The following is a 21,702-nucleotide window of genomic DNA, read 5'->3' on the forward strand; positions in this document are numbered from 1 at the left end:
GTGCTTGGTGTGGTTAAGGCCTATTTGTGCCTCAGAACGAGCTAAAGATGGGATGTAAATTTATATTTACATTAAATGTTTTTTATTGTTTACACTTGCAATCGTTTTTGTAGCTGTTATTGTGTTTTTAAAGATTGTTAGCCCAAATGGAAATGTTGGGTGTAAAAATAAATATACAGGTTGAGTTATGCAGAAAAGTGAATTAAGCAATGTCAATATCATCGACGAACAGGTACTGATTACTCCTGAGGAGTTAAAAGCAAAACTGCCTTTGAGTGATAATGCTCGTCGTTTCATTCAAGAGTCTCGTCAAACTATCGCAAACATCATTCATAAGAAAGATCATCGTATGCTTGTTGTATGTGGTCCATGTTCTATCCATGACATTGAAGCTGCGAAAGAGTATGCGAAACGCCTAAAAGCACTTTCTGAAGAACTGAGCGATCAACTGTATATTGTAATGCGTGTTTACTTTGAAAAGCCTCGTACTACTGTTGGTTGGAAAGGTTTGATTAATGACCCTCATCTAGATGGCACTTTCGATATTGAGCACGGTCTGCATGTTGGTCGTGAGCTGCTGGTTGAACTTGCTGAGATGGAAATTCCACTCGCAACAGAAGCACTAGATCCAATCAGCCCGCAATACCTAGCAGATACCTTCAGTTGGGCGGCGATTGGCGCTCGTACTACTGAATCGCAAACTCACCGTGAGATGGCAAGTGGTCTTTCAATGCCAATCGGTTTTAAAAACGGCACCGATGGCAACTTAGGTACAGCAATCAATGCAATGCAGGCGGCTTCTTCTAGCCACCGTTTCATGGGTATTAGTCGCGAAGGTCAAGTTGCACTACTAACAACGCAAGGTAACCCAAACGGTCACGTGATTTTACGTGGCGGTAAGCAGACGAACTACGATTCAGTATCGGTACACGAATGTGAGCAAGAGCTGGGTAAATCTGGCTTAGAGGCTGCGCTAATGGTCGACTGTAGCCACGCGAACTCTCGCAAAGATTTCCGCCGCCAACCTCTAGTTGCAGAAGATGTGATTCACCAAATTCGTGAAGGCAACAAGTCGATTATCGGCCTTATGATTGAAAGCCATATTAACGAAGGAAACCAATCTTCGGATATACCTCTCAATGAGATGAAATACGGCGTATCTATTACCGACGCGTGTATCAATTGGGATTCAACTGAGGCACTATTGAAGCATGCACATACGGAATTAGTCCCGTTCTTAGAGAACCGTTTGAAAGGTTAGTCAGAGTTTTAAATTTAAGTGCCTCATCTAATGGGGCATTTTAAGATCTGTTACTAGCGAACTCAGCGTTAGTAGGGGCTTATAGATTAGTAAGGAATAAAATGGCCGTTGAACTGAACGAATTACGCGACCAAATCGATGCTGTCGATAAACAAATGTTGGATTTACTTGCTCAGCGATTGGCTCTAGTAGAGAAAGTCGGTGAAGTAAAAAGTGAACATGGTTTACCTATTTATGTACCAGAGCGTGAGGCTGCAATGCTGGCATCTCGTCGTCAAGAAGCCGAGAAAATAGGGGTTCCACCACAGCTAATCGAAGATATTTTGCGTCGTACTATGCGTGAGTCTTATGCCAGTGAGAAAGATTCTGGTTTTAAGTGTCTAAACCCAGAGTTACGTTCAGTGGTTATCGTTGGTGGTAATGGTCAACTTGGTGGCTTGTTTGGTCGTATGTTCAAACTGTCTGGCTACGAAGTGAAAATCCTCGGCAGCCAAGATTGGGATAAGGCCGACGAAATCTTAGATAATGCTGGCCTTGTTGTTGTTACGGTTCCAATTCACCTAACGGAAGGTGTGATTGCAAAACTAGGTAACCTACCAAGCGATTGTATTCTTTGTGATTTAACATCGATTAAGTCAAAACCGCTACAAGCAATGATGGACATGCACCAAGGCCCAGTGGTTGGATTGCACCCAATGTTTGGTCCTGATGTTCCTAGCCTTGCTAAGCAGGTGATTGTCTACAGTGATGGTCGTGGTTCTGAAAGCTACCAATGGCTACTGAATCAATTTGGTATCTGGGGTGCGAGCCTATGTCAGATGGATGCAGCTGAACACGATCACGGTATGACCTTGATTCAAGCACTTCGTCACTTCACCTCTTTTGCTTACGGCTTGCACCTGAGTAAAGAGAACCCGAACATTGATCAACTTCTGAAGCTAAGCTCGCCAATCTACCGACTTGAGATTGCGATGGTTGGTCGTTTGTTTGCTCAAGACCCGAACCTGTACGGTGACATCATTCTCTCTTCAGATGAGAACATTGAAATGATTCGACGCTTCCATAGCTGTTTCGGAGAGGCGTTAGAAATCCTAGATGGCAAAGATAAAGCCAAGTTTGTTGAGAGCTTCAACCAAGTGAGTGATTGGTTTGGTGACTACTCACAACAATTTTTGCAAGAGAGCCAAAGTCTTCTAAAACAAGCACATGACTCGATTCATCGTGGTTAATACGATTTGAAATCATAAAAAAGAGCGACCTGATGGTCGCTCTTTTTGTTTGTGTTGAACGCTATGAAAGCATTTGGCCTACTGTAGGCTAAATGCAATTAGATCATCATAGGCCAAATCAACAGGTTCTAGTTAGCTGTGTCTAGTTAGTCGTAATAGGTTTCTTACTATCTTCACTCGATACGGTGTCGATGGTTGAGCTAATGTAAGGCACGTTAGTCAGGTTGATCTGCAAACGAACCACATTATCAATCAGCTGAACCAGTGGGCCCCACTTAACCTTTTTCTCTTTTTCGAATACGTAGTTGAAGTTTTCCGGTGTCCAATCCATCAAGTATTGAGGGTTCAACGAACGGCCAAGGAAGCGTACTTCATAATGCAAGTGTGGGCCGGTTGAGTTACCTGAATTACCACAGCTCGCAATGACATCGCCTTTACTTACAAACTGACCGCTACGTACCTTGAACTTCTGTAGGTGCGCATAAGAACTCATGAAACCAAACGAGTGACGCATAGTGATAAAGTTGCCGAAGCCTTTTTTACTTGGGCGTACTGTTTCAATGACTCCATCTGCGGGCGCCACAATATCTTCACCACGCTTACACGTTAGATCGATACCAGTATGTACGTGGCGTTTACCTGAAATAGGGTTAGTGCGGCTACCATAAGAAGAAGAGATACGTTGATAAGCCATCGGGCTGTCGTTTGGAATCAAACGGAACATCGTGGCTCTTACTGCTGAATCGACTGCAGCCGCATCAATACGATCTTCTAAAGATGCATCATCGGTAAGCAGCTCTTCATCAGCAAGACCAAGTACTGATTCCACATCGAATACACGCTTACCAAGCAGTTGAATCGTGCCTTCTTTCTCAGTCAGTGTTTGCGATAGCGAATGGTTGGTTTCTACTTGCTCAGCATAAAGAAACTCAGTTTGCTCTTTTTCAACAATCAGAGTTTCAATCAACTCTTGTGCGTCACCTGCTTGCATCGCGAGTTCTTGTTTACTCTCGAAGTGCATGTACGCCGCTCCGCTAATCAGTAACGGTACTGAAAAAATGGCAGTGGTGCACATGAGCACGGCTTTTCGGCCGAAGTAAAACGTCTGTTCCCCCTGACTAGAGGGAATAGTGATGGAAATTTTTTTAGACATGGTTCTGTATTAACTAAATGCTTCTAATAGAAAAAGGGTAATGGAGATATCACTCTCTACCTAAATCGGTAAGGTGTTCAATCTCTCTATAAAGCAGTTCATCGTCACCAACGTTAAGCTCCACAAGGCGCTTAAGGTGGCTAATACTATCAATATCTAAATGCTCTATGCGTAAACGCATTGAGGTATTGATGGTAGAGACTATCGTTGCTTCTAACTGAATATTGATATCACTGCTTTCGAGCTTAAAGCTCACTTGAACAGGGATATCATGGCTAAGTTGTTTTGATTCATTGCATTGAATGAGTAAACCATGGAGTGATAAGTCTTGCACTGAGCCTGATACATTTACTTGCCCTTGTGAGATCTCAGTCGGGACTTGATAAATAACTCGTGAAAATTGACGTCTTTCAACCATAAGTGATCTCTCTATATCGATGCATAACACGTAAGCCAGATATATCAAAGGCCGCTATTATCGCGGCCTTTGTTCAAAATACAAGCTTATTTACTTAGCGATACGCTTGTACTTGATGCGGTGCGGTTCTGCCGCTTGAGCGCCCAGAGTCTGCTTAAGCCACTCAGTGTACTCAGTATAGTTACCTTCGTAGAAGTTAACTTGACCTTCATCACGGTAGTCTAAGATATGGGTCGCAATACGGTCAAGGAACCAACGGTCATGCGAGATAACCATTGCACAGCCAGGGAATTCAAGCAGTGCTTCTTCAAGAGCACGTAGCGTTTCAACGTCAAGGTCGTTGGTCGGTTCATCGAGTAACAGTACGTTACCGCCCGCTTTTAGCAGTTTAGCTAAGTGAACACGGTTACGTTCACCACCAGAAAGCTCACCGATGATCTTCTGTTGGTCGTTGCCTTTAAAGTTGAAACGAGAACAGTAAGCACGCGCAGGGATTTCGAAGTTGTTGATCTTAATGATATCAGCGCCTTCAGAGATCTCTTGGAATACTGTCTTAGTGTCGTCCATGCTGTCACGGAACTGATCAACAGAAGCAAGCTTAACAGTCTCACCTAATACAACTGAACCTGAATCTGGTTGTTCTGCACCGCTTAGCATCTTGAATAGTGTTGATTTACCTGCACCGTTGGCACCAACGATACCGACGATAGCGCCCTTAGGCATGCTGAACGATAGGTCATCGATAAGAACGCGGTCACCAAACGACTTAGTCAGGTTGTTCACTTCAAGAACTTTGTCACCTAAACGCTCACCTGGCGGGATGAACAGTTCGTTGGTTTCGTTACGCTTTTGGTATTGGCCAGTAGTCAGTTCTTCAAAACGAGCCATACGAGCTTTAGACTTAGCTTGACGGCCTTTAGGGTTTTGACGAACCCATTCAAGTTCTTTCTCGATTGTCTTTTGACGTGCGCTTTCGCCCGCTTTTTCTTGCTTAAGACGCTCGTCTTTTTGCTCTAGCCAAGACGTGTAGTTACCTTCCCATGGGATACCTTCACCACGGTCAAGTTCTAGAATCCAGCCTGCAGCGTTGTCTAGGAAGTAACGGTCGTGGGTAATCGCCACAACAGTACCGCTGTAATCGACTAGGAAGTGCTCAAGCCATGCTACTGATTCGGCATCCAAGTGGTTGGTTGGTTCATCAAGAAGCAGCATGTCTGGCTTTTCAAGAAGTAGACGACAGATAGCAACACGACGACGCTCACCACCTGATAGGAATTCAATTTTCGCATCCCACTCAGGAAGACGAAGTGCGTCAGCAGCACGCTCTAGAGCTGTTTCTAGGTTGTGGCCGTCTTTTGCTTGAATCAGTGCTTCTAGTTCGCCTTGCTCTTTTGCTAGTGCATCGAAGTCTGCATCCGGTTCTGCGTAAGCTGCGTAGACTGCATCGATACGCTTAAGTGCGTCAGCAACGTCAGAAACCGCTTCTTCTACGATCTCACGAACGGTTTTTGATTCGTCTAGTACAGGTTCTTGCGGTAGGTAACCTACTTTAAGGCCTTGCTGTGCACGAGCTTCACCATCAATATCAGTATCAATACCAGCCATGATACGTAGTAGGGTAGATTTACCTGAACCATTTAGACCCAAAACACCGATTTTAGCGCCAGGAAAAAAGCTAAGAGAAATGTCTTTAAGAATTTGACGCTTAGGTGGAACAGTTTTGCTCACCCGAGACATGGTATATACGTATTCAGCCATTGCCGATCGATCCTAATTATTGTTCAAAATTGTCTGCTATTTTATACCAATATCCCTAAAGATGTTACTCCTAGGTCAGAAAAGCCATTCTTGAACTAATCCTTACCTATTATTGTCACATTGGTCATTAAAACTATATTTAATAAGCTTCTGAGGCGAAGTGTTAAATATTAATAGTATTTACACTCAAATCCTTTACATTTGATGTGATGTCGGGCGTAAATAGACTTCACGTATTCATACACGCACTAAGGAAAGAGCGAATGTTTTTCCGCATTGGTAATACGAAAATTGCTGTGGCTGCATCAGCAATTTTGTCTTCATTTTCACTGGCTCCGATGGCTATGGCTAGCAACGCCTCTGAGCTTGAAATGCAGCGTGATGTTTATGATAGAGCGCAAGAGGTTTTAGACAACCGTGATCTAAAAGCTTACTCCGCGCTGCGCAACAAAATTCAAACATATCCTTTAACACCTTACACCGATTATCGAGCCTTTCTGATTGGCTTAGGTGATCGCACACCTGCTGAGGTGGATGCTTTCATTGAAGAGAATAAGGCACTGCCATTTTCTAATCGAATGCGCGCACCTTACCTGGATTCATTGGCTTCTCAAAAACAGTGGAAGACCATCCTTGAATTTCAAACTAAAGAGCCTGTCGGTGAAAAATATCAATGCATCTATTATCGAGCGCATTACGAGCAAGGTAACAAAGAGCTCGCCTTTAAAGGGGCGAAACAGCTTTGGTTGAGTGGCAGTGGTGTTGATGATGCCTGTGACCCTTTATTTAAAAGTTGGGATCAAGCCGGTTTAAGAACGGATGAACTCATCCTAGATAGAATGTTATTAGCGTTTGAAGGCCGTAACGGCAAGCTGATGAGCTACCTGATCAAGCAATTGGATCATGATGATTCAATTGCTCAAGCTAAGCAGATGAAGGCGTTGTACAACAAGCCTGAAAACGTGCTCGAATTTGCTAACAAGCACCCAGCAAATGAATTCTACCAAGCGCAAACCGAGTTTGCTTTCGAGAAGTTAGCAAGGAAGTCATCAAGCAGCGCTCAAGAGGTGTTTGATGACGTCATCAAGGCTCAAAAGTTCTCGAAAGAGAAGTCTCAAGAGCTTGCTGATTACCTAACGTTTCGTTTGATTAACACCGATTCTGAAGAGTTGATGGCGTGGCGAGACCAGATGCTCGCGAGTTCATCAAAGCAAGTTCTGCTCGAACGACGTGCTCGCTTAGCGATTCAACATGCCGATTGGACGGGTTTGAAAGAGTGGATAGCGCGCTTGGATGACAAGCATCAGGCTTCGCTTCGTTGGCAATATTGGCAGGGCAGAGCTGAAATCGCGACGGGCGATACTGACAAAGGAAATAAGCGATTGTCAGATATCTTGGGTCAGCGTAATTTCTACAGTGTAGCTGCGGCTAAGCAGTTAGGTAAGTCTGTCGAATACCCAACATCGACACTTAAATACAATGCTGAAACAGTCAAGCCATTCGACACCTCTTTGGTGCGTATTGGTGAGCTGATTGACCGAGATAAAATTGCGGCAGCGAAGAGTGAGTGGAGTTGGTTACTAAGCAACGTAGACAAAGACCAAAAAGCGATGCTTGCGGCTCATGCTGCGACGCAACGTTGGAATCACTTTACCGTGACGGCGAGTATCTCAGCGAAGATGTGGGACAACATTGCATTACGTTTCCCTGTTGCTCATAAGTGGTGGTTTAACTTCTATGCAGAAAAACATGATATTGACCCAATCACCTTGATGTCTTTAGCAAGACAAGAGAGTGCGATGGATTCAGAGGCTCGCTCCCCTGTTGGCGCGCGTGGAATCATGCAAATTATGCCGAAGACGGCGCAATACACGGCTAACAAACATAAAATTAAGTATCAGGGCAGCGATGATCTTTATGATGTCGGCAAGAACATTGAGATTGGTAGCCACTACTTAGATGGCTTATTAGCTCAATATGATGACAACCGTATCTTTGCTTTTGCCGCTTATAATGCAGGTCCTAGCCGTGTTAAACAGTGGCGTTCACGCAGCGATGAAAAACTCGATGCTTTTGCATTTATTGAAATGATCCCATTCAAAGAGACTCGGGGCTACGTTCAGAATATCTTGATGTTTGAGACCTACTATCGAGATATCTTGGGTGAGAAAGGGACATTTTTAGCTCCCCATGAAGCAAAAATGAAATACTAAGGCTTCGGCATTTGGCCCGAAACTGAGTAAGAATAAAGGCAGTGAGTGCGAACCATTTCCACTTACTGCCTTTTTACATTGGATCGCATCAAGTGTTTCGGTATAAAGTGTTAAACGCTTTCAATTGTTAAGCGACTCTTTAAAGTCAGAATTTAAAAGTAAGTGTAGAGATATGGCATCACAACCTGAATATGATAATTGGCAACAACTGATGGACTTGGTAAAGACGGCTGTCGAAAAAGATCAGCACGAACTGTTGTTGACCATGATGATGACACCAGACGAGCGAGATGCTCTGGTTGCTCGAATTAATATCTTCTGTGAGTTGATGAAAGGCGATCTGTCTCAACGACAGGTGAGTCAAATGCTGGGAGTAGGCGTAGCGACGATAACCAGAGGTTCGAATGAGCTAAAGGCAAAATCGGAACAAGAGAAAGCCGTGATTGCGGATCTACTACTCAAATAGTCACTAAGTTGTTAAAGTAAGAGTTCGATAAAAAACGCTAACTAACTGTTAGCGTTTTTTGTTTCTGAAGATTGTTTTCAGAACCTTTCTAAGTTTAACGAAGCACTAAACAGGAAAGTGCTCAGGGTTCACAAATGGGATCAGCGCTAAAATTAAAGCCTGATGATACACTGAACTGCGAGACAGTTGATTATGTGTCAGTAGGCCAATTGCTCCACCTTTCTGTTTGATATTATCGGTACCAAACACTTCATCCATTACATCTCCGAGCTCGTTTGCATACTCTAACTTATCAAGCACGGCTGGTGGCAACATAAGGCTAGCTGAACGAGACTCTCCACGTTGACCATTCGCTTCGATAACCATCCAAGCAAAGGTGACGTTTTTTTCTATTCCTGCTTCTAGGCCAACATAAAAGTCAGCATAGGGCTGCGCTTGCGTTGCGTTGTGCACGCGGTTCACCGCCCCTTGATAGGTTTCATCATTACTCATCGGTTGATCGGCAACGCCACTAGGGACGCTGATGCCTTTGAAATCAAATTCAGTATCAGGAAAAGCAGATAAGAACGCACTTTTAACGGCGTTAATTTTAGCTGGGTTCAGCGATGCGATGATTACAGATTTCATGTGTCGGATTCTTTTTGTTGTCGAGTAGATTGAGTTGATGTTGTTGGTACCAGTCACTCAACTCTTCTAATGGCATAGGTTTACCAAAGTAATAGCCTTGCAGCATATCGCACTGCGCATCCTGTAACCACTGGTGCATGCCTTGAGTTTCAATCCCTTCGGCGGTGACCTTTTTCCCCTGAGCATGACATAGTCCAATCACAGGTTTTACGATGTTCTGGTTATCGGTCTCAATCAAGGTATCCAAAAACGCTTTATCTAATTTAATTTTTTGAGTTGGATACTGCACCAGTTGAGTGATAGAGGTATAACCGGAACCAAAGTCATCAATTGCTAATCGATAGCCCATCCCCGCCAATTCGTTGAGCAACGGAAAGCCTTCCGAATTCGAATAAAAGGTCTCGGTAATTTCAAAATCAATCAAACTTGGTGGAATATGATTGATTTTTGCGTGTGTTTTAATGAAATCGGCAAGGTGTGTGGTTTCAATCCCAGCAGAAGATAAGTTAATCGACAGCTGAATTGAGTGGTCAAATTGAGCCTGAAGTCGGTAAAAAGAAGCAAACGCATTCTGAATTACCCAACGATCAACTTGCTCGAATAACCCAGTTTGCTCGGCAATTGGAATGAATTCATCGGGCGGAACTACTCCCAACAGTTTCGAGTCCCAGCGTAATAGTACCTCAACCCCAATAATATGCGCGCCGGTTGAATCCATATAGGGCATATAAACGAGTCTAAACTCTTCATCAAAATTTTTGTCTCTAAGCGCACGTTCAATGTTTGCTTGGCGTTGAATCGCTTTGTCTAAATCCCGTGAATAGTCAGCAAATTGGTTTTTGCCTGCACGCTTTGCTTGATACATTGCGGTATCCGCGTTCGACAGTAGCTTCTCGATTGAATCGCCATCATTAGGGTAGGTCGCAATACCAATACTGACCGTGATCGGAAAGCTTCCTGATTCGGTTATAAACCCTTTTTGTAAGGGAGTCAGTAAATCACTCGAAAATCGATGCGCGACATTTCCTCGGTGACTAGGAGCGTTAATGTACACCACGAATTCGTCACCAGAAAGTCGGGCTGGCATGCAATGAGCATCGAACTCCGTTTGATAGTGGCGACAAATATCTGAAATACGCTGAGCAAAAGAGACCAGAATCGAGTCGCCGATTTGATGCCCATATTTATCGTTCACAAACTTGAAGTTATCCAAATCAAAGTAGAGAACCCAAGTTTCGGTATTTGAACTCGGTTTTGGCAACGATTGCTGAACGAAGGTTTGAAACTGATGCCTGTTGGCGATTTGGGTTAACTGATCATTCTCGGCCAAGAGCTTGGTTTGTTGGTAGGTGTTATCTAGCTCTTGGTACATGTCATAAAAACGCTGTGATAGTCGGCCAAGCTCATCTCGAGTGCCTAAGCGTTCAATGTTCTTCCGTTGTTTTTTTTCTACTTGCTGTAGTTGTCGATCAAGCCGTGTTATCGGAGTAATCACAGTGCGAGACAGAAGTATGAGTAGTAAAGCGACAGTCACAAAAGCAGACAGTGCAAACGACAAACTCAGCTTGTTCCATATGGAATCGAGCTTGTTTTCCAACAGGAATTGCGCCGGATCGACCGTGGCGTATAGTTCTGGAGCCAGCTTGACTGAATGGGTGACATCATTTTCCAAAGAAATCGCTATGGATGTGAAAAACAAGCTGGTTTGGTAGTCGAACTCTATCTGTTTTCTAAGCGCATTAAACTTGTCGAGAGAAACAGATACAACAACAAAGAATACATCGCTTGGTTGATTACTTTCGGTTGGAAAAATCGCTTTTCTATCTACCTTTTCATAGTGAACCAACATCCCTTCGCCTTGGGAGTTTTGAATATAGTTGGTACTCGATGTTGCTAGGGTGTCTTGATAGTGCTGGTCAACATACTCCAATATCTTACTGTCAATTTGAGTGCGTGAGTCGTTGCTATTATCTGCGTAGTAACGCAGTTTTCGGTCAGCATTAAGAAGTGCTAAACCCGTATAGCTCTCATCGTCATCTTGCAGGAAATCTATAGCTGCTCGAAGGTTACTAACCAGTTCAAGATCGCGAGATAGATTTTGGTCAGTGAGAAAATAACCTTTCACCATATCGCTTTGGGTCAAGGTGTAAGAGTAGCTATTGAGAAAAGAACGAGATTGACGAAAGTATCCGGCTAGTTTTTCCATGTTGAGCTGAAGTGCGTTGTCTTCGCGTTTGATGAAGCTGCTTTTTTGCGTCGAATAAATAATATAGCTAGAAGCCGCGGTACTGATCAGTATCACAGGGGTTATCAGTAGTAAGATTTTAGTACTTAGCTTCATAGTTAATGACAACACTATTTATAATTTAAGCGCGTAAGTTTATGTTACTTAATGCTTACTCGCTATTAATTACACGTAGTTCGATGATTTCCTGTGAAGGGTGTAAGGTTTTGTCTTTATTGATAAAAAAGCCACTAATGGGTTTTTTGTTAGAAATACTTAAGCAGTGGAGGGGAGAAGCGTGCCGAATGTGCGAAACAAGTGAATTGTGTTTTAGGCATGCTAGGGTAAGTGTTCTTAGACCGAATAGTATTCGACTAAATGGTGATTTAAGTATTTGGCCTACTGTAGGCCAAATACTTATGTTAGCTAAAAGCTGATACTCCCTCTCAGCTATGACAACTTAACTTGAGTCGCTTTGATATTCTCACTTGGGTAGCAACCTAACACTTTCAGGTGACGAGTTATGGCTGTTAATTCAGTGATTGCTTGCTGCATATTATCTGAATCCAGATGTGCTTCTAAATCGACATAGAACATCTCTTCCCAAGGGTTACCCATAATAGGACGAGACTCTAGCTTGGTCATGTTGATACCCAAGCGTTGCAGAATCAGTAGTGTCTCGACCAAAGAACCTGCTTCTTGAGAAGTCGACATGATGAGCGTCGTTTTTGCAGGTATTTGAGTTGACACTTCAACAGGCTTACGAGCTACCACGATGAAACGTGTGTGGTTCTCTGTTTGGTTTGCAATGTTGCCTTGAATTGGCTGAAGTCCATAAAGCTTGCCGCTAGACGCATTACCAATTGCAGCAACATCATCACCGTCCAGATCTTTCACCTTCTTCATGGCGTCAGCTGTGCTGGCACAAGACTCAAGGGTTACATCTTTAAGACGGCTCAAGAACTCGCTGCACTGCTGATGTGGTTGTGGGTGCGAGTAAAGCGTTTTGATGTCTTCTAAACGGATATCACTTTTCGCCACTAGGCAGTGTTCGATTGGTTGAGAAAGCTCACCAACAATGTAAAGCGTTGTGTGTTGAAGTAGGTCATACACTTCGTTAATCGAACCTGAACTGGTGTTTTCAATAGGTAGTACACCGTAGTCGGCATGGCCAGATTCTACCGTAGAGGCTACTTCTTTGAAGTGATTACAGTTTAACTCAATCAACTCCATATTCTTACGGCTGAAGTATTCGCGACTCGCAAGGTGAGAGTACGATCCCTTAGAACCCAAGAATGCAACGCGAGCCAATGGTTTACGACTTTGCGGGTTCGCTAGATTTTGTAAGTATGACTGCTGCAGTAAAACGGAGTCTTCGATGATGGTGTGAAACAGCTTGGTAATGTACTGCGCATCAAGTTCGTATTTATCTTTGCCATTGTTGATCAGCTTAACTAATAGTTGTTGCTCTCGTACTGCATCACGAACTGGTTTTGATGTCTCTACCTTGCTTTTAGCAACTTCGATACTTAGCTTGCGACGCTCCGAAAGTAACTTCAGGAGTTCGTCGTCTAAATCATTAAGACGAAGGCGGATATCATCCAGTGAAATTGAGCTGTCAGTCATAAATGTGTCCTTATAAAAAAGCCTCCCTAGTGTGGGAGGCTTCTTGTTCGTTTTTGACTTGTTTTTCTAAAACGACTTAGCCTCCGATTTACGGAAGAAAAAAGAAGTCAAAAATAAACAAAGATTGAGTGTGCATAAAAAGTGATTGTTTTATGAATGTTTAAACACAATAAGCAAGCGAGCTACGAGCGTCAAGCAAAAAAATAGCGCCCTGAGGCGCTATTTTTTAATCTGTTCTCTTTCCTTATTCTACTTCAGCTTCTAGCTCTTCGATTTCAGGCTTTTCAGCGCGGCGCGCTTCTGGTTTATGGCGTAGCTTGTTGAGTTGACGCTCTAGTTTTTGTTCTACTTCGTTGATAGCTACGTAGAGGTCATCATGGATTGATGAAGCAACAAGTTGGCCTTTTGGTACGGTTAGTACCGCTTCAAACTTCTTCTTCTTGTTTGGTTCTTCGCTAAAGCTCGCTTGGCAGCCAATGATGTCTACTTGCCATTTATCCAGCTTTTTAAATTTGCTTTCTATGTGATCACGGATTGCAGAGGTAATGTCGATGTTTTTACCAGTGATGTTCATTTTCATAGAAGTTTTCCTCTGTTGTATCCCTCATGGGTTAACTTCAGATTACGACTTTTAGGAATAAAGAATGTGATATAGATCTTTTTTTGGTTGGATGGAGTGAGCATTAAAATCAAATGTGATCTCACGCAAGTCTTAGTATCTTTTTGGCGGAAAATGCTTGTTATCCTTATGGAAAACGATAACTTGGAGGCAAGGCTTCGCTAAAAATTAAACCAGTTTTTAGGGGCGTCCTACAGCTTATAGAAAGTGCTTGATTGAAATTTGCTCAATAGTATTTTGTGATGTAGCTCTCGTGACATAGATAGCTACGCAAGCTTCTTCTGAATTAGATAAGCAAAAGCCGCATAAGTCTTCTTATGCGGCTTTTGTGTTTTTAGACTTACCTAATCCCCTTTAGCTCTCCAGCTGGGGATTGATTGAGGCGATCCTAATCGTTAGTGTTCAGTAATCTCGCTGTGCCGTCTTCTCGGATGGCATTGATAGCTTGTAATTGTTTATAGATTACGAAGTAGCGATTGATGTTGGCAACATAGGTTACGGGTTCTTTACTCACGTACTTGCGAGTGATGATTTCTACGTTTTTAAACCAGATGTTTGGGTTGTAGCCTTTCTGCTTAGCAAGGCGCCTCATCTTTCTGATCTTAGCGGGACCTGCGTTGTAAGAAGCCAAGGTAAAGTAGATTTGATTGTCGGGTGATATTGCCGGGTCGTCAAAATATCGGTCTTTGATAAAACGCATGTATTTCACACCCGCATGGATATTGTTATCCACCTTATGGATGTTCTTTATGTTGACGTTTTTATCTTTGGCGGTACTTGGTAATACCTGCATCACACCAATAGCCCCACGATGAGAAACTCTGCTTTGATCCAACCCAGACTCTTGGAAACCTTGTGCAGACATCATCAAAGGGTCGAATTCGTATTTACTCGAATACTTTTCAAAGACATCTGACAGCTTAGCCACTCGGTCTATTTTATTTGGGTTGAGTGCTCGACCTAACCAGCGAGTGTTGTCGATGTATTTCTGATAGATAACATTTCCAAGTAGGGTACCTGTTCGTGCAGTCTTGACGTATTTGTTTATCTCTTTCTTTAACTGAGGGCTGTTTTTTCTCAATGCCCATGCTATTTGGCCATTTTCACGTAAGGGCAAATCATGATGCACTTGAATGTTTTCCATTACATCTATCCAGAGCTTTGCTTTGTGGCTGTCCAGAATTGTGCCCTGAATATAACCTTGGTTAACCAACTCTATCAGCTCGTAGTCTTGCAGTGATTCTTCAATGAAGTGGACATGCAGTGGTGGTAAACCTAATTTGTTAAGCTCTTTATTGATTCTTTGTACACTCTCGAAGTAACTCGAGCTTGCACGTATCCACACCTCTTTGCCGCTCAATTGCTTGATTTCGGTGATAGGTTCGGCCTTTTTCCCTGTGATAATGAGTTCTTTACCATCTTTAATCATCGGATCTGAAAAATCGATGGTTCGTAATCGTTTGTCGGTGATCGTTAGGTTCGCGACAGCGACATCACCATAGCCAGATTCTAAAGAGGGAAGTAGATCATCTCGTTGTACGGGGATGATTTGAACATTGAGGTAGGGGTGTTTTTTACGAAGACTTTTTTCAAAGTGGTAGAGCATTTCTGCCACGATGCCTTTTGGCTTACCATCCTCGATGTAATAGAAACCAAGATCGGCAGATACGAGCACTCTAACCGTTCCTTTGGTTTTGAGCACATCCAAATCACCCATGTAAGGCTTATTGCTTAATGGGGACAGTTCTAATGCGTAGGATAATTGGCTAAATAGCGATATCCAGATAAATAATAACAACCTACTCACATCCACACTCCATGTTGATGTTTTGTTAAAAGTTATCTTTTGAAGATACCGTGTATTATGCGATTCATCAAGTTTGCGATATGTGGTCAAAAAAAACGCGCTAGTAAACTAGCGCGCTTTTTGGGTTGAGATGTAAGAAGTTGATTAAGGTAGTGGGTTTAACTCAATCAACTTTTCAGTTCTTAACACAGCATCATCTAGGCCTAGTTGTTTATAAGCTTCTAGCTGAATCTCTAAAGATTTACGCGCAGCAACGGTATCTGGGTAAGTCTTTTGCAACTCTTGTGTTCTGTTAATAGCAGCAATCCACGCTTCGCGACGTAGGTAGAAGTCCGCAGTTGCTAAGTCATATTCTGCTAGGCGGTTCTTAAGTGCGAACATGCGTTTTTGTGCATCTTCAGCATAAGGGCTGCTAGGGAAACGTTCGAGTAGTCGCTTGAAATCTGCAAAAGCGAGTTTCACTGGCTCAGGGTCTCGGTCACTACGGTCGATATTGAAAATATCGTGCATGAAGTTTCGGTCTTGCGCCATGTGCGTTAAGCCGCGCATGTAAAGAACCCAGTCTTGTTTCTCATGAGTTGGGTTCAAACGTAGGAAACGTGAAATGGTAGCAAGGCCAAGTGCCAAGTCATCATTTTTGTAGTAAGCGTAAATCAGATCGAGCTGTACTTGCTCAGAATAGGCGCCGAATGGGTAACGTGAGTCTAGGGCTTCTAGCTTTTCTATTGCTGAAAGCCAGCTACCGCTCTGTAGTGATTCTTGAGCGTCAGAGTAGAGAACCGATGGCGGTACATCTGGCACTATCTCTTCACTACTTGAACAACCAACCAAGAGTGATACGGCTAATAGACCCGATAAAGTAAGGTGTTTCATGTCAGGCGTCGATTCCTTGAATTAAATATTTCGTAAGCTTCCGTTACTTTCTAACCAGTAACAGATACAATGATGCAATTATTCTATTTTATCCATACTAATGGGTATTAGTCTCACGGTTTTTAAAAAAGTTCGATATGGCTCAGCAGATCACATTAACAGACACAGTAAAAAGCAGCCAGTTAGGTCAACGTTTAGACCAAGCTGTCGCTGAACTATTTACCGATTTTTCTCGCTCTCGCATTAAAGAGTGGCTTCTTGACGGCAAAATCCAAGTGGATGGCGAAGTTATTACTAAGCCGCGCGTTAAGGTTTTGGGCGGTGAAGAGATCATCTTGCAAGCTGAACTTGCAGATGAAGAACGCTGGGAAGCACAAGATATTCCTCTAGACATTGTCTACGAAGATGATGACTTATTGGTTATCAATAAGCCTCGCGATCTGGTTGTACACCCAGGCGCAGGCACACCGGATGGAACCATACTAAACGCATTGCTTTTCCATTACCCACAGATTGCAGAAGTGCCTCGTGCAGGTATTGTGCACCGTCTTGATAAAGACACAACAGGCCTTATGGTTGTGGCTAAAACGGTTCCAGCTCAAACTCGTCTTGTGCGTGCTCTTGCTAAGCGTCGTATTACTCGTGAATATGAAGCAATTGCAATTGGTAAAATGACCGCTGGTGGTGTTGTAGAGAAAGGCATTAGCCGTCATGCAACTAAGCGTACCTTAATGGACGTAAATGAATTAGGAAAGCCAGCGGTAACTCACTACCGTGTTGCTGAGCACTTCCGCGAGCATACTCGTATTCGTCTACGCCTAGAAACGGGTCGTACTCACCAAATCCGTGTTCACATGTCATACCTTCAGCACCCGCTGCTAGGTGATGTTGCATACGGTGGCCGTGCTCGTATTCCAAAAGGTGCATCTGAAGAACTAACAACAATGATTCGTTCTTTTGACCGCCAAGCACTGCACGCAGTCATGCTTAAATTTGTTCACCCAATTACAGGTGAAGAAGTTGAGTTCCACGCTCCTGTGCCAAATGACATGGTTGTGATGGCTGAAGCGTTACGTGTTGATGCTCGCGAAAATAAAGAAGAAGACATTTAATATGTCGTTGATCATCCCTAACTGGAATGCACCCAATAACGTGAAGGCATTTGCGTCGACACGTTTAGGTGGCTTTTCTACTGGTGCGTATCAAGGATTAAACCTAGGTACGCATGTTGGGGATGATGCTTCGCTTGTTGAAAACAATAGAACTTGGCTTAAGCAGCAAGCGAACATGCCGGCAACTCCGGTATGGCTAAATCAAACCCATTCAACAGATGTTGTTACGGTTTTACAACCTACGGCGGATATTCTTGATGCTGACGGTGCATTTACCACTGCTAAAGGTGTTGTTTGTTCTGCGATGACAGCTGATTGTTTACCTGTAATCCTTACTGATACGAAAGGCACTCAAGTTGCTGCCGTTCATGCTGGTTGGCGTGGTCTTGCTGGTGGAATTCTTGAAAATGCCGTCGCAAAGTTTTCGAAACTAGATTCAGAGAATAAGATCATTGCTTGGCTTGGGCCTGCAATAGGCAAACAAGCCTTTGAAGTCGGCGATGATGTGTTGGAAGCGTTTGTTAGCTTTGACCCTCAAGCTAAGCTTGCATTTAAAGCCAAGCCTGAACAGGGTAAATGGCTAGCGAATATGTCTCAGCTTGCAACGCAACGACTGAACAAAGTTGATGTAACTTCTGTGATAGACTCCAATCTATGCACCTTCGCTGATGCGGATGCGTTCTATTCTTATCGTCGTGATGGCATTACGGGACGCCAAGCTACTTTTATTTGGTTAGAGTAATCTTTAGCTAGTGCAACTAGCCATCCAGCCCATTTATATTTTCATATAAACTCTATTCTTCATTCTTATCCCTTGAAAATCCGCGTTACCGTATCCATCTTCTAAGCATAAGATAAACATATCTAAGAGTAGGAAGGTTGGCATGCGTCTCGATCGATTCACTAGTAAATTCCAAATTGCGATATCTGATGCTCAGTCACTCGCATTAGGTCGTGATCACCAATATATAGAACCTGTACACCTAATGGTGTCTTTGCTGAATCAAGATGGTAGTGCAATTCGTCCATTGCTCACCATGCTGAATATTGATGTGGTTCAATTACGTTCTAAATTGAGCGAAATATTAGACCGAGTGCCTAAAGTCAGTGGCATTGGTGGTGACGTTCAGCTATCGAATGCGATGGGAACGCTGTTTAATCTATGTGATAAGGTCGCGCAAAAGCGTCAAGACAGTTACATATCTTCAGAAGTATTCCTACTTGCTGCCATTGAAGACAAAGGCCCTTTAGGAAACCTACTTAAAGAGCTAGGTCTTACCGAGCAAAAATTATCTCAAGCAATTGAACAAGTTCGTGGCGGCCAAAAGGTCGATGATCCGAATGCGGAAGACAGACGTCAAGCGCTAGAGAAGTTCACCATTGATCTGACGGAAAGAGCAGAGCAAGGCAAGCTTGATCCGGTAATTGGCCGAGATGACGAAATTCGTCGCACTATCCAAGTACTTCAACGCCGTACTAAGAATAACCCTGTCATTATCGGTGAACCTGGTGTCGGTAAAACAGCGATAGTCGAAGGTTTAGCGCAGCGTATTATCAACAATGAAGTGCCGGAAGGTTTGAGAGGCCGACGTGTACTTTCGTTAGATATGGGCTCTTTGATTGCCGGTGCTAAATATCGTGGTGAATTTGAAGAACGTTTGAAATCAGTTCTTAACGAATTATCAAAAGAAGAGGGCAACATCATTCTCTTCATCGATGAAATTCACACCATGGTAGGTGCGGGCAAGGGTGAAGGCTCTATGGATGCGGGTAATATGCTGAAACCAGCATTGGCTCGTGGTGAACTTCACTGTGTAGGTGCAACGACACTCGATGAATATCGCCAGTATATAGAGAAAGATCCCGCGTTAGAGCGTCGATTCCAAAAAGTGATAGTCGATGAGCCAACCGTGGAAGACACAGTCGCAATTCTCCGCGGTTTGAAAGAGCGCTATGAACTTCACCATCATGTAGAAATTACCGACCCAGCGATTGTCGCAGCGGCAACCTTATCTCATCGATACGTTTCTGACCGTCAGTTGCCAGATAAGGCGATTGATCTAATTGATGAAGCGGCTTCGAGTATTCGTATGCAGATCGACTCAAAACCTGAGTCACTAGATAAGCTCGAGCGTAAGATCATTCAGTTAAAGATCGAGCAGCAAGCTCTTACTAATGAGAATGACGAAGCCAGTGAAAAACGCCTTCGAACATTACAAGAAGAGCTTTCTGATAAAGAACGAGATTTCGCAGAGCTCGAAGAAGTGTGGAATGCAGAGAAAGCCGCACTTTCTGGCACACAACACATCAAGTCCGAGTTAGAACAAGCTCGCATGGATATGGATTTTGCAAGACGTGCTGGTGATCTTAACCGAATGTCTGAATTGCAATATGGTCGAATCCCAGAATTAGAGAAGCAGTTAGATCTTGCGACTCAAGCTGAGATGCAAGAGATGACCTTACTACGTAATAAGGTCACGGATGCAGAAATTGCAGACGTACTATCGAAGCAAACAGGTATCCCTGTTTCTAAAATGCTAGAGGCTGAGAAAGAGAAGCTTCTTAAAATGGAAGGTGTTCTGCACAAGCGTGTTATTGGTCAAGCGGAAGCAGTAGAAGTGGTATCGAACGCGATTCGTCGTAGCCGTGCTGGTTTATCTGATCCGAACAAGCCGATTGGATCCTTCTTATTCCTTGGCCCAACTGGTGTTGGTAAAACCGAGTTATGTAAAACACTCGCAAACTTCATGTTTGATAGTGACGATGCAATGGTGCGCATCGATATGTCTGAGTTTATGGAGAAACACTCTGTTGCTCGTTTGGTTGGTGCTCCTCCAGGTTACGTTGGATATGAAGAAGGTGGCTACTTAACAGAAGCGGTACGCCGCAAGCCCTATTCGGTGATTTTGCTAGATGAAGTAGAGAAAGCGCATCCTGATGTATTCAATATATTATTGCAGGTGCTTGATGATGGACGCTTAACTGATGGACAAGGTCGGACCGTCGACTTTAGAAACACGGTAGTGATCATGACTTCGAACCTTGGCTCTTCGAGAATTCAAGAGAACTTCAATACGCTCGATTACCAAGGAATAAAGAATGAGGTGATGGAAGTAGTAGGCAAACATTTCCGTCCTGAGTTTTTGAATCGAGTTGATGAAAGCGTTGTGTTCCACCCATTAGGTCAAGATCACATTCAATCGATAGCCGCTATTCAGCTTGAGCACCTCAAGAAGCGAATGGAAGACAATGGCTATGAGCTTGAAGTCTGCGATAAAGCACTCAAGTTAATTTCTCAAGTCGGTTTTGACCCAGTATATGGTGCACGACCTTTGAAAAGAGCGATTCAACAAAGTGTCGAGAACCCTTTAGCGAAAGCAATATTGGCAGGAAAAATTAATCCAGATAAAAAAGTACAACTATTAGTAAACAACGACCGCATTATTGCTCACCAGTAGTTTAAGTAAGAATTGTAGGTACGATTGGCCAAAATTAAGGTGTAATCGTACCTATTTTGAACGCTTTGTGTGAATTGTGTTCGAACGGTTGCCGATGGCGGTTTTTTTTTGTTTTTGGCCTTGTGCAAAGGATTATTCTCTCTATAATGCGCCTCCGTTGCCAAGGATAACCAAGCGGTTTGAACTGAATAACGAGACGGTGATAAGCATTTAAGATGCTTTGAAAAATTAGCTGGAAAAAGTGTTTGACACTGGAATCCAATTCGCTAGAATGGCCGTCCACTTCGAGAGGCTCCTTATTAAAAGGAACGCTCAACAAGTAAAGCTCTTTAACAATTTAAACCTATCAATCTGTGTGGGCACTCGTTGATGAATATCAAAACGTTTTATCGTTAGATAAAACAGATTCTTCGGAATCAACTTTGGTTTCAATGAACTGAGTGACCAATACAAATAACTACTTTCTCTTGTAGAAAGAAGGTATTTGGCACAGTCAATTCATTATCTTTCTGTTGGAAAGATAATAGCTTTAGAATTACTGTTTGTAGTTTTGAAGTCAGTATTCATTGAGCCGACAAAATCTTAAATTGAAGAGTTTGATCATGGCTCAGATTGAACGCTGGCGGCAGGCCTAACACATGCAAGTCGAGCGGAAACGACACTAACAATCCTTCGGGTGCGTTAATGGGCGTCGAGCGGCGGACGGGTGAGTAATGCCTAGGAAATTGCCTTGATGTGGGGGATAACCATTGGAAACGATGGCTAATACCGCATAATGCCTACGGGCCAAAGAGGGGGACCTTCGGGCCTCTCGCGTCAAGATATGCCTAGGTGGGATTAGCTAGTTGGTGAGGTAAT

At 43.3% G+C, this 21,702-nt stretch carries 16 protein-coding genes, 1 rRNA gene and 1 other annotated feature; of the genes, 8 read left to right on the forward strand and 9 right to left on the reverse strand.

Going from position 1 to position 21,702, the window contains the following annotated elements; translation table 11 throughout:
• Positions 1–187 precede the first annotated feature (187 nt).
• Both CWO13_RS14080 and tyrA read left to right on the forward strand, forming a co-directional pair.
• Positions 188–1,261, forward strand: a complete 1,074-nt coding sequence (locus tag CWO13_RS14080; RefSeq protein WP_017629783.1) for a 3-deoxy-7-phosphoheptulonate synthase — start codon at positions 188–190, stop codon at positions 1,259–1,261.
• A gap of 101 nt (positions 1,262–1,362) precedes the next feature.
• A complete protein-coding gene (gene tyrA, locus CWO13_RS14085; protein ID WP_017071391.1) occupies positions 1,363–2,490 on the forward strand; it encodes a bifunctional chorismate mutase/prephenate dehydrogenase in 1,128 nt (375 codons plus the stop codon).
• A 142-nt stretch (positions 2,491–2,632) separates the two neighbouring features.
• On the opposite strand, the gene CWO13_RS14090 is transcribed toward tyrA, so the two are convergent.
• The 3 genes from CWO13_RS14090 to ettA form a co-directional block, all read right to left on the reverse strand.
• A complete protein-coding gene (locus tag CWO13_RS14090) occupies positions 2,633–3,643 on the reverse strand; it encodes a M23 family metallopeptidase (RefSeq protein WP_048669570.1) in 1,011 nt (336 codons plus the stop codon).
• A gap of 49 nt (positions 3,644–3,692) precedes the next feature.
• The gene (locus CWO13_RS14095; RefSeq protein ID WP_048658078.1) at positions 3,693–4,061 is read right to left on the reverse strand and encodes a PilZ domain-containing protein; all 369 of its coding nucleotides are present in this window, start codon (positions 4,059–4,061) and stop codon (positions 3,693–3,695) included.
• A gap of 90 nt (positions 4,062–4,151) precedes the next feature.
• Positions 4,152–5,819, reverse strand: a complete 1,668-nt coding sequence (ettA, locus tag CWO13_RS14100) for an energy-dependent translational throttle protein EttA (protein WP_017071393.1) — start codon at positions 5,817–5,819, stop codon at positions 4,152–4,154.
• A gap of 263 nt (positions 5,820–6,082) precedes the next feature.
• Between ettA and sltY the strand changes: the two genes are divergently transcribed.
• A complete protein-coding gene (sltY, locus tag CWO13_RS14105; RefSeq protein WP_048662122.1) occupies positions 6,083–8,032 on the forward strand; it encodes a murein transglycosylase in 1,950 nt (649 codons plus the stop codon).
• Positions 8,033–8,204: 172 nt separating this feature from the next.
• The gene (gene trpR, locus CWO13_RS14110) at positions 8,205–8,498 is read left to right on the forward strand and encodes a trp operon repressor (RefSeq protein WP_048658080.1); all 294 of its coding nucleotides are present in this window, start codon (positions 8,205–8,207) and stop codon (positions 8,496–8,498) included.
• Between the two features lie 105 nt (positions 8,499–8,603).
• Here trpR and yjjX read toward each other — a convergent pair whose 3' ends face one another.
• From yjjX to CWO13_RS14140, 6 genes are all read right to left on the reverse strand, one after another.
• Complete coding sequence (gene yjjX / locus CWO13_RS14115; RefSeq protein WP_107898928.1) at positions 8,604–9,125, reverse strand: inosine/xanthosine triphosphatase; 522 nt, start codon at positions 9,123–9,125, stop codon at positions 8,604–8,606.
• Positions 9,088–11,466, reverse strand: a complete 2,379-nt coding sequence (locus CWO13_RS14120) for an EAL domain-containing protein (protein ID WP_108083092.1) — start codon at positions 11,464–11,466, stop codon at positions 9,088–9,090. The genes yjjX and CWO13_RS14120 overlap by 38 nt, the downstream gene beginning before the upstream one ends.
• A 333-nt stretch (positions 11,467–11,799) precedes the next feature.
• Positions 11,800–12,975 (reverse strand): prephenate dehydratase, encoded by a 1,176-nt coding sequence (pheA, locus tag CWO13_RS14125; RefSeq protein WP_019820950.1) that lies wholly within the window; start codon positions 12,973–12,975, stop codon positions 11,800–11,802.
• A 12-nt stretch (positions 12,976–12,987) separates the two neighbouring features.
• Positions 12,988–13,109 (reverse strand) — a sequence feature (Phe leader region).
• A 110-nt stretch (positions 13,110–13,219) separates the two neighbouring features.
• Complete coding sequence (gene hpf / locus CWO13_RS14130; protein ID WP_004735034.1) at positions 13,220–13,555, reverse strand: ribosome hibernation-promoting factor, HPF/YfiA family; 336 nt, start codon at positions 13,553–13,555, stop codon at positions 13,220–13,222.
• Positions 13,556–13,982: 427 nt separating this feature from the next.
• Complete coding sequence (locus CWO13_RS14135) at positions 13,983–15,407, reverse strand: lytic transglycosylase F (protein WP_311195432.1); 1,425 nt, start codon at positions 15,405–15,407, stop codon at positions 13,983–13,985.
• A 138-nt stretch (positions 15,408–15,545) separates the two neighbouring features.
• Entirely contained in the window at positions 15,546–16,274 is a 729-nt protein-coding gene (locus CWO13_RS14140) for an outer membrane protein assembly factor BamD (protein ID WP_102432231.1), read from the reverse strand.
• Positions 16,275–16,411: 137 nt separating this feature from the next.
• On the opposite strand from CWO13_RS14140, the gene rluD reads away from it, so the two are divergent.
• From rluD to CWO13_RS14165, 4 genes are all read left to right on the forward strand, one after another.
• Positions 16,412–17,386: a 23S rRNA pseudouridine(1911/1915/1917) synthase RluD gene (gene rluD, locus CWO13_RS14145; protein ID WP_019820953.1), complete on the forward strand. Its 975-nt coding sequence runs from the start codon at positions 16,412–16,414 to the stop codon at positions 17,384–17,386.
• 1 nt (position 17,387) lies between these two features.
• Positions 17,388–18,128: a peptidoglycan editing factor PgeF gene (pgeF, locus tag CWO13_RS14150; RefSeq protein WP_108083093.1), complete on the forward strand. Its 741-nt coding sequence runs from the start codon at positions 17,388–17,390 to the stop codon at positions 18,126–18,128.
• 142 nt (positions 18,129–18,270) lie between these two features.
• Positions 18,271–20,844, forward strand: a complete 2,574-nt coding sequence (gene clpB, locus CWO13_RS14155; RefSeq protein WP_108083094.1) for an ATP-dependent chaperone ClpB — start codon at positions 18,271–18,273, stop codon at positions 20,842–20,844.
• 584 nt (positions 20,845–21,428) lie between these two features.
• A 16S ribosomal RNA gene (locus CWO13_RS14165) occupies positions 21,429–21,702 on the forward strand; the annotation flags it as partial.

Source organism: Vibrio sp. ZF 223, from assembly GCF_003050585.1.
Classification (GTDB): domain Bacteria; phylum Pseudomonadota; class Gammaproteobacteria; order Enterobacterales; family Vibrionaceae; genus Vibrio; species Vibrio crassostreae.